This is a genomic window from Streptomyces chattanoogensis (assembly GCF_001294335.1).
GTDB classification, from domain to species: domain Bacteria; phylum Actinomycetota; class Actinomycetes; order Streptomycetales; family Streptomycetaceae; genus Streptomyces; species Streptomyces chattanoogensis.
Genome location: NZ_LGKG01000015.1, coordinates 1 through 1,708 on the forward strand (window position 1 = coordinate 1; position 1,708 = coordinate 1,708).

Consider the following 1,708-nt stretch of genomic DNA (forward strand, 5'->3'; position numbering starts at 1 on the left):
GGAGGTCGCCACCAAGGAGGCGTATGTCGTCCCGGCGATCGGGGAGAAGAGGTTCACGGTCGCCGCGGTCGATCTGGGTATCAAGGGCATGACGCCGCATCGGATGGCCGAGCGTGGCATCGAGGTGCATGTGCTGCCCGCGACCGCCACCGCCGAGGACGTGTACGCGGTCAGCCCCGACGGTGTGTTCTTCTCCAACGGTCCGGGCGACCCGGCCACCGCCGACCACGCGGTGTCCGTCATGCGTGAGGTGCTCTCCCGCAGGACGCCGCTGTTCGGTATCTGCTTCGGCAACCAGATTCTGGGGCGTGCGCTGGGCTTTGGTACGTACAAGCTGAAGTACGGTCATCGGGGGATCAATCAGCCGGTGCAGGACCGGACGACGGGGAAGGTCGAGGTCACCGCGCACAATCACGGCTTCGCCGTGGACGCCCCCCTCGACAGGGTTTCCGACACCCCCTTCGGGCGTGCGGAGGTCTCCCATGTCTGTCTCTCCGGCCCGATCGTCATCGGCCAGGCCGCGGAGTTCGACTATTCCGGTACCCAGGCCTGCCGGGTCCTCAAGTCCGAGGGTCTGCGGGTCATCCTGGTGAACTCCAACCCCGCGACGATCATGACCGATCCCGAGATCGCCGATGCGACGTATGTCGAGCCGATCACGCCGGAGTTCGTCGAGAAGATCATCGCCAAGGAGCGTCCCGATGCCCTGCTGCCGACGCTGGGCGGCCAGACGGCGTTGAACACCGCGATCTCCATGCATGAGCAGGGTGTGCTGGACAAGTACGGCGTGGAGCTGATCGGCGCGAACGTCGAGGCGATCAACAAGGGTGAGGACCGTGACCTGTTCAAGGAGGTCGTCGAGGAGGTCCGCAGGAAGACCGGCCACGGCGAGTCCGCGCGCTCGGTGATCTGCCACTCCATGGACGACGTGCTGGCCGGTGTCGAGACGCTCGGCGGCTACCCGGTGGTGGTGCGGCCTTCCTTCACCATGGGCGGCGCCGGTTCCGGTTTCGCGCACGACGAGGAGGAGCTGCGCCGGATCGCGGGGCAGGGTCTGACGCTGTCGCCGACCACCGAGGTGCTCCTGGAGGAGTCGATCCTGGGCTGGAAGGAGTACGAGCTGGAGCTGATGCGCGACAAGCACGACAATGTCGTGGTCGTGTGCTCCATCGAGAACTTCGATCCGATGGGTGTGCACACCGGTGACTCGATCACGGTGGCGCCGGCGATGACGCTGACCGACCGTGAGTACCAGATCCTGCGGGATGTGGGCATCGCGATCATCCGTGAGGTCGGTGTGGACACCGGCGGCTGCAACATCCAGTTCGCCGTCAATCCCGACGACGGCCGGGTGATCGTCATCGAGATGAATCCGCGGGTTTCGCGTTCCTCGGCGCTGGCGTCGAAGGCGACGGGTTTCCCGATCGCGAAGATCGCCGCCAAGCTGGCCGTCGGCTACACGCTGGACGAGATCCCGAACGACATCACCGAGAAGACCCCGGCCTCCTTCGAGCCGACCCTGGACTACGTGGTGGTCAAGGCCCCGCGGTTCGCGTTCGAGAAGTTCCCCAGCGCCGACTCCACGCTGACCACCACCATGAAGTCGGTCGGCGAGGCGATGGCCATCGGCCGCAACTTCACCGAGGCGCTGCAAAAGGCGCTGCGCTCGCTGGAGAAGAAGGGCTCGCAGTTCACCTTCGTCGGGGAG

The 1,708-nt window shown here is 65.9% G+C and carries 1 protein-coding gene; it reads left to right on the forward strand.

Translation table 11 applies throughout. The annotated features are described in order from the left end of the window. Positions 1–88: 88 nt before the first annotated feature. Positions 89–1,708: carbamoyl-phosphate synthase large subunit (gene carB, locus ADL29_RS05605; RefSeq protein WP_078970765.1), on the forward strand; the 1,620-nt coding region annotated here is incomplete at its 3' end.